Origin of the sequence: Nostocoides australiense Ben110 (assembly GCF_001050535.1) — a bacterium.
In the GTDB taxonomy this organism is placed as follows: domain Bacteria; phylum Actinomycetota; class Actinomycetes; order Actinomycetales; family Dermatophilaceae; genus Nostocoides_A; species Nostocoides_A australiense.
On record NZ_HG764815.1, the window covers coordinates 1,924,238 to 1,931,061 of the forward strand.

The following is a 6,824-nucleotide window of genomic DNA, read 5'->3' on the forward strand; positions in this document are numbered from 1 at the left end:
CGAGCCGCTCGGCGACCTCGAGCTGGACCATCACGAGCACCCGCTCGATCGTCGGGAAGGTCTCGAGCAGGTGCAGCACGACCGGCACCGCGACGTTGTAAGGCAGGTTGGCGACGAGTTTGGTCGGGGCGACGGGCAGGTCGGTCAGGCGCAGGGCGTCGGCGGGTATGACGCGCAGTCGCCCCGCGCGCTCGGGCGCGGCGGCGCTCATGGTCGCCGGGAGCGCCGCGGCGAGGCGCGGGTCGATCTCGACGGCGAGCACCTGGTCGGCGGCCTCGAGCAGGCCGACGGTGAGGGAGCCGAGGCCGGGGCCGACCTCGACGACGACGTCGTCGGGCTGCACGGCGGCGGTCTTGACGATGCGCCGCACCGTGTTGGCGTCGACGACGAAGTTCTGCCCCCACTGCTTGGTCGGGCGGACGCCGTGCTCGGCGGCCAGGCGCCGGATGTCCGCCGCCCCCAGAAAGTGCACCGCCTCCGTCACGCCGTTCACCCTATGGGTCCGCGTGAACTTTTCCGCCCAGTGCCACTTTGTGTCGGTTTGGGCGGGAAATATTGCGAGGCGAAGCGCTAGGAACTGGCACTGGGCGGAAAAGTTCACGCCCCCACCCGGAACGAAGATCCGGGCGGGGGCGGGGGATGTTGCGAGGCGTCAGGCCGCGTGCGCGCAGCCCCAGGGGCTCAGGCCGGCGATCGCGTAGTAGCGGTTGGCGATGGTGATCTGCTGCTCGCGGCTGGCCAGGTCGGCGCGGGGGGCGAAGTCGTCGCCGCCCATGGCGAGCCAGCTGGCCGCGGCGAACTGGAGGCCGCCGTAGTAGCCGTTGCCGGTGTTGATGTGCCAGTTGCCGCCGGACTCGCACATGGCGATCCGGTCCCACATGGCCGCGTTGGCCAGGTTGATGCCGGCGCCGGAGGTGGAACCGCCGGTGGACCCGCCGCTCGAGGAGCCGCCCGAGGACGAGCCGGAGCTGGAGGAACCGGAACTCGACGAGCCGGAACTGGACGGCTTCGGCGTGGCGGCCGGCTTCTCCTTGGTGCCGACGGCGATGACCTGGTTGCGGACCTTCGTCGGGATCTCGGTCTTGACGTAGGAACGCTTGACTTCCTTACCGTCGTGCAGCACGACCGTGTAGTAGTTGACCTTCTCGCCCTTGCGACCGGCCGTGACGACCTTGGTTTCACCCTGGAAGAGCGAGGAGTCGTTCTTGCGGATCGTCTCGAAGGCGATCGTGCTGGACTTCGTGACGGTCTTGGTCTTGACCCGGGTGACCTGGAGCTTCATACCGTCCTGGATCGGGGTGTCCAGACGGGGCTTGACGATGTCCTTGCTGCCGACCTTGACCTTGAGCAAGGCGAGCAGGCCCTTGACGTCGGTCTCGGTGGTGGTCTTCGTGACGCTCTTGCCGTCGACCTTCACGGTGACCTCCTTGGGGGTCACCATGGTCATCGCCAGGCCGGCGCGGCCGACGGCGGCGGAGCGGGAGGCGGATAGGACGGCGTCCTCGGCGCGCAGGCCGAGGTCGGACAGGGCCTCACCGACAGTGGTCGCGGTGGTCCAGTACTCCTTCTTCTCGCCGTCGATGGTGACGGTGAGCTTGCGGCCGTAGCGCACGACGATCTTCTGGCCGTCGCTGACCGAGGTGCCGACGCCCGGCACGACCAGGTCGTGGGGGCCGACGGTGATGCCTTCGTCCTTGAGCACATCGCCGACGGTGCTGGCGAAGGCGTGGACATTGCTCGACGAGCCTTCGACGGTGAGCGCAACGGACTTGTCGAAGTGCGCGACGCCGGCCACTCCGGCAGCCAGGACGCCGACCACACCGAGCTGGGCCACGCGCCGAACCGGAAGAAAGTTCACTGAAACTCCAAGTTTGTAGGTCCGATCCCGGCGGGTGAACGGCACAGGGCAGCCGACATACCGCTTCGAAGAAGACGTATCCCGCGCTGCTGCGACGCCTCGCGGACCGGGTGGGGGGACCCCCGGGTCGTGCTGCCGATGACGGTCGTCGGAATCGGCTGACCAAACCACCATGCCCGGATCTCCCACGAAAAATCAAATTTTGATAACGACGGACGGGACCCGGGGTAGCCACTCAGATCACAACCGCTGCCTTGCGTCACACCTGCCACACAGGAGCGCGCCGGCCCGTGTGGCATAGGTCACGCCACCGTCACGACGGGGTCACCACGGCGGCCACGCAGCGTCACCAGGGGCCGTAGAACTCCTCCGCGGTCGCCCCCACGGCCTCGCACAGGTGCGCCACGGCGATGCCCAGCACCGCGGCGGCGGAGCGGGCGGTCAGCGCGAGCAGATAGGGCGAGTTGACCGCCCCGCGCCACGGGTGCGGCGTCAGATAGGGCGCGTCCGTCTCGAGCAGCACCCGCTCCAGCGGGGTGACGGCGAGCGCGTCGCGCAGCGCGTGGTTGTTCTTGAACGTGATCGGGCCGGCGAAGGAGAGATAGAACCCGCGCTCGAGGCACGCCTGGGCGAAGGCGGCGTCACCGCTGAAGCAGTGCATGACGACCTGCTCGGGGGCGCCGGCGTCGTCGAGGACCGCGAGGATGTCGTCGTGGCTGTCGCGGTCGTGGATCTGCAGCGGCTTGCCGAGTTCCTTGGCCAGCGCGATATGCCAGCGGAAGGCCTCGTGCTGCACCTCCCGGCCCTCGGGCCCGGTGCGGTAGTAGTCGAGTCCGGTCTCCCCGATGGTGCGCACGCGCGGGTCGCGCGCCAACTCGCCGATCCGGTCGTATGCCGCGGCGAGCCCCCCGCTCTGCGCCAGCCGGGGCGCTTCGTTGGGGTGCAGCGCGACACCGGCGACGATCGCCGGGTGCTCGTGCGCCATCCGCACGCTGATCTCGGCGGCCTGGACGTCGCACCCGATCTGCACCAGTTTCGTTACCCCCACCGCAGCGGCCGCCGCGAGGGCGTCGTCCAACGACAGTGAGGGCGCGTCGTCGCGCACGATGTTGAGGTGAGTGTGGTTGTCCACCAACGGTATCGGCAGCGGCTCCGGGCGCGCCGGGATGCTGTGCCGAGAGCTGTCGTGCGGCATACCGGCTCTCAGCTCGTCATCCGGGCGAGCTCGTCGGCGATCACCGATTCGTCGAGTTTGACGAAGACCGGCGCCGGCTTGCCGATGGGGGTGCCGGACTCAACGGGACGGCGCGCCCAGGGCGGCGTCGCCGCATAGTCGCCGGTGATGATCGGATAGGGGCTGCCGTCGTCGAGGTCGGCGACCTCCTCGACGCGGGGCATCGGCATGAAGTCGCCGGTGCCGCCGAGGACGGCGTCGACGGCATTGGCCGAGTGCGGCAGCATCGGCGCCAGCAGCGTGTTGCAGTCCGAAACGCATTGCGCGAGAACATGAAGCACCGTGCCGAGGCGCTCGCGCTGGTCCTCGCCCTTGAGTTTGAAGGGCTCCGTCTTGGAGATATAGGCGTTGACCTCGCCGACGACGCGCATGGCCTCGGCCGTGGCCTGCCGCAGCCGGGAGCGGCGCAGCAGCCCGCCGACGGTCTCGAAGCCGGCGGCGACCACGTCGAGAACGGCCTGGTCCTCCTCGGCGAGCGGACCGCATACCGGAATCTCGCCGAAGTTCTTGTGGATCATCGTCGCCGTGCGGTTGACCAGATTGCCCCATCCCGCAACGAGTTCGGAGTTGGTGCGCTGGACGAACTCACGCCAGGTGAAGTCCGCGTCGGAGGTCTCCGGGCCGGCCGCGCAGATGAAATAGCGCAATGCGTCCGGCTGATAGCGCGTCAGGACATCGCGCACGAGGATCGTATGGCCGCGGCTGGTGGAGAACTGCTGGCTCTCCATCGTCAGATATTCGGAACTGACGACCTCGGTGGGCAGGTTGAGTTCGCCATAGATCCCGGGCTCACCGCCGCGCTCCCCCTTGCCCATGTAGCCGAGGAGTTCGGCGGGCCAGATCTGGGAGTGGAAGGTGATGTTGTCCTTGCCCATGAAGTAGTAGGACAGGGCGGCCGGGTCGTTCCACCACTCGCGCCAGCGCTCGGGGTCGCCGGTGCGCCGGGCCCATTCGATCGACGCCGACAGATAGCCGATGACGGCGTCGAACCAGACGTAGAGCTTCTTGGTGGGCAGGTCGCGCCAACCGTCGAGCGGCACGGGAATGCCCCAGTCGATGTCGCGGGTCATGGCGCGCGGCTTGATGTCGTCGAGGATGTTGAGGCTGAACTTGATGACGTTCGGGCGCCAGGTGCCGGAGGCCTCGCGCTCCTCAAGATAGGTGCGCAGGGCGCCGGCGAGCGCGGGCAGGTCGAGGAAGAAGTGCTGGGTCTCGACGAAATCCGGTGTCTCGCCGTTGATCTTCGACTTCGGGTCGATCAGGTCCTCGGGTTCGAGCTGGTTGCCGCAGTTGTCGCACTGGTCGCCGCGGGCCTCTGTGTAGCCACAGATCGGGCAGGTGCCTTCGATATAGCGGTCGGGCAGGGTGCGCCCGGTCGAGGGGCTGATGGCGCCCTTCTGGGTGCGCTCGATCATGTAGCCGTTCTTCCACACCTGCGAAAAGAGTTCTTGCGCAACGGCATAGTGGTTGGCCGTGGTCGTGCGGGTGTAGAGATCGTAGGAGCAGCCGAGGTCGGCCAGCTCGTGGGCGATGATCGCGTGGTTGACGTCCACGAGTTCCCGTGCGGTGACGCCCTGCTTGTCGGCGAGCACCAGGATCGGGGTGCCGTGCTCGTCGGAGCCGCTGACCATCAGGACCTCGTTGCCGCTCATCCGCATGAAGCGGGCGAAGACATCGGAGGGCACGCCGAAGCCGGCGACATGCCCCAAGTGACGCGGGCCGTTTGCATACGGCCACGCGACGGCGGCGAGAACCTTGGTGGTCATGGAACCAAATTTTAGGTTCCCCGGCCGACGGTTCTGACCCGTTTTCGCCGGTGCTCTCGAACTCTGCTGGAGCCCATGTCGAATCCGTTCTCTCCCAACGGTTTTAGGGTATGCCGCGGCCCCGCTCTGGTCCCGCAGGGTGCCTCTTCGCCCTGGCCCCACGCGCCGGGTAGTTGAAGAATTCACGACGCCGCGGATTTGCCCCGCCCCCGAAAAGTGGTGTTGGGTCGTTACTCGGCAGGGCACGTAACCATCCGTGAAACCAGGGCCCGGACCGGCCAACCTGCCACGGATCCGGGGCTACCAGAGGGGATCAACCAGCATGAAGCGCATGACCAGCATCGTCGGCGGACTCGCCCTTGCGGGGAGCCTGGGGGTCGGCACCGCCACCTCGGCGAACGCCAGCACCGACTCCATCCGCGCCGCCGGCGTCAGCGTCTCGGCGGGCGACGCCAAGACCGCCGTCAGCTGCCCGGTTCGCTACATCACCCGCGGCATCCGCGTGACCTGTCCGGCCTCCATTCCGGGCTACGCCTTCCGGGCCGTCGTGAAGTGCAAGCGCGCCAATGGCACCACCTTCCTGCGCAAGGACGCCTGGCGCGTGCAGGGCACCGGCTACAGCCAGGCCCGCTGCCCGCTGGGCACCAAGCGGGTCTACCTGCCGTACGCCTTCGAGTACAAGTAAGCCGAGTAATCGCGTACACGTAAGCCGAGTAGATGGAAGGGCCGGCAACTCTCGCGAGTTGCCGGCCCTTTCGTATTGCCCCCTTACGGGGCACTCAGGCGTAGGACACGCCCGCGTCGTCCAAGTCCTGACGCCGTCGTTGTCGCCACTTGCGCACCTTGCGCCAGACCCAGAACATCATCCCGAAGAGCAACAGCAGCGCCAAGATCACCAGGATCGGGATGAAGATCGCGATGAGCGACAGCCCGATCGAGGCGCCGTCCTCCATGGTGGAGACGACCGGAGCCCCGGCACCGAGGGTGCCGGCGTTGATGGCCGGCCGGGCGACCATCTTGCCCGAGTGCACCAGCCCCGAGACGATGATCCCGAGGACGATGCCGACCCACTGGTTGTCCTGCATCCACTGGGATTTGTCGATCGTCTCCGCGGCGGAGGTGGCAGCAAAGACGAGCCCGCCCACGCTGGGCCGGATAAAGCTCTGCACCGCGTCGTTGATGGTGTCGACGGCGGGAATCTTGTCGACGGCCACCTCGGTGAGCAGCAGCAGGCTGCCGATGCCGATCGCCCACCAGCTCTCCATCCAGCTGAACGAGCTGGGCAGCGTGAGCACGTCGGTGAAGCGCGCGATCAGCGCGACGATGAGAAAAGGTACGTAGGCGTTGAGGCCGGCTGCGGCCGAGAGCCCGATGCCCGTCAAGGCGGCGATCATGACCCGAGAGTAGCTTTCTGGGAGCGGGAAAGACGTCGCGAAGCCCAACGCCACACCCTGCGGGTCCTATTCCGCCGTCCCGGCGAGCGCCCGCTCGTGGCGCCTCGGATCACGCCGACAGCAGGGCGATGAGCTGGCGCGTGGCGCCTTCGACGTAGGCCGCGCGCTCGCCCTCGGGCCGCAGCAGCGCCGACATGAGCACCCCTTGGAAAGCGGCGACGGTGATCTCGGCCCGCTCGTTCGCGTGGTCCGGCGCCACCTCGCGGGCGATCCCCATGACCAGCCCCACCAGCTTGGTCCGCCAGGAGTCGAAGAACTCCCCCAGCTGCGGCGAGCGCGAGGACTCGACGCCGAGTTCGACCTGCACGCGCACCAGGTCGGCCCGCGCGGCCTGCCCCACCACGAGCGCGACGATCTCGTCCTCTATGCGCTCGTCCTGCCCCGGATCCGTCAGGTCCAGGGCCGCGATCCGCAGCCGGGCGGCGTCGACCGCGGCGGCCAGCTGGCCCGAGACGTGCGCGGTCAGCGCCGACAGCAGGGCCAGCCGGGTGCGGTAGTAGCCGCTGGTCGAG

The 6,824-nt window shown here is 68.1% G+C and carries 7 protein-coding genes; 1 reads left to right on the forward strand and 6 read right to left on the reverse strand.

The window, feature by feature from the left end:
- From BN11_RS09300 to metG, 4 genes are all read right to left on the reverse strand, one after another.
- Window positions 1-484: ribosomal RNA small subunit methyltransferase A (locus tag BN11_RS09300; RefSeq protein ID WP_048701148.1), on the reverse strand; the 484-nt coding region annotated here is incomplete at its 3' end.
- 168 nt (window positions 485-652) lie between these two features.
- Window positions 653-1,858 (reverse strand): resuscitation-promoting factor, encoded by a 1,206-nt coding sequence (locus BN11_RS25865; RefSeq protein WP_327152853.1) that lies wholly within the window; start codon window positions 1,856-1,858, stop codon window positions 653-655.
- A 346-nt stretch (window positions 1,859-2,204) separates the two neighbouring features.
- Window positions 2,205-2,990 (reverse strand): TatD family hydrolase, encoded by a 786-nt coding sequence (locus BN11_RS09310; RefSeq protein WP_327152854.1) that lies wholly within the window; start codon window positions 2,988-2,990, stop codon window positions 2,205-2,207.
- 71 nt (window positions 2,991-3,061) lie between these two features.
- Window positions 3,062-4,858 carry a methionine--tRNA ligase gene (gene metG / locus BN11_RS09315; RefSeq protein ID WP_048696932.1) on the reverse strand — a complete coding sequence of 599 codons (1,797 nt, stop codon included), beginning with the start codon at window positions 4,856-4,858 and terminating at the stop codon, window positions 3,062-3,064.
- 331 nt (window positions 4,859-5,189) lie between these two features.
- Between metG and BN11_RS09320 the strand changes: the two genes are divergently transcribed.
- Window positions 5,190-5,543: a hypothetical protein gene (locus BN11_RS09320; RefSeq protein ID WP_157044059.1), complete on the forward strand. Its 354-nt coding sequence runs from the start codon at window positions 5,190-5,192 to the stop codon at window positions 5,541-5,543.
- A gap of 94 nt (window positions 5,544-5,637) precedes the next feature.
- Here the strand turns inward: BN11_RS09320 and BN11_RS09325 are convergent, their stop codons facing one another.
- Window positions 5,638-6,252: a DUF4126 domain-containing protein gene (locus tag BN11_RS09325; RefSeq protein ID WP_048696935.1), complete on the reverse strand. Its 615-nt coding sequence runs from the start codon at window positions 6,250-6,252 to the stop codon at window positions 5,638-5,640.
- A 109-nt stretch (window positions 6,253-6,361) separates the two neighbouring features.
- Window positions 6,362-6,824, reverse strand: a 463-nt coding sequence (locus BN11_RS23610) for a hypothetical protein (protein WP_048696936.1), incomplete at its 5' end; no start/stop codon positions are given.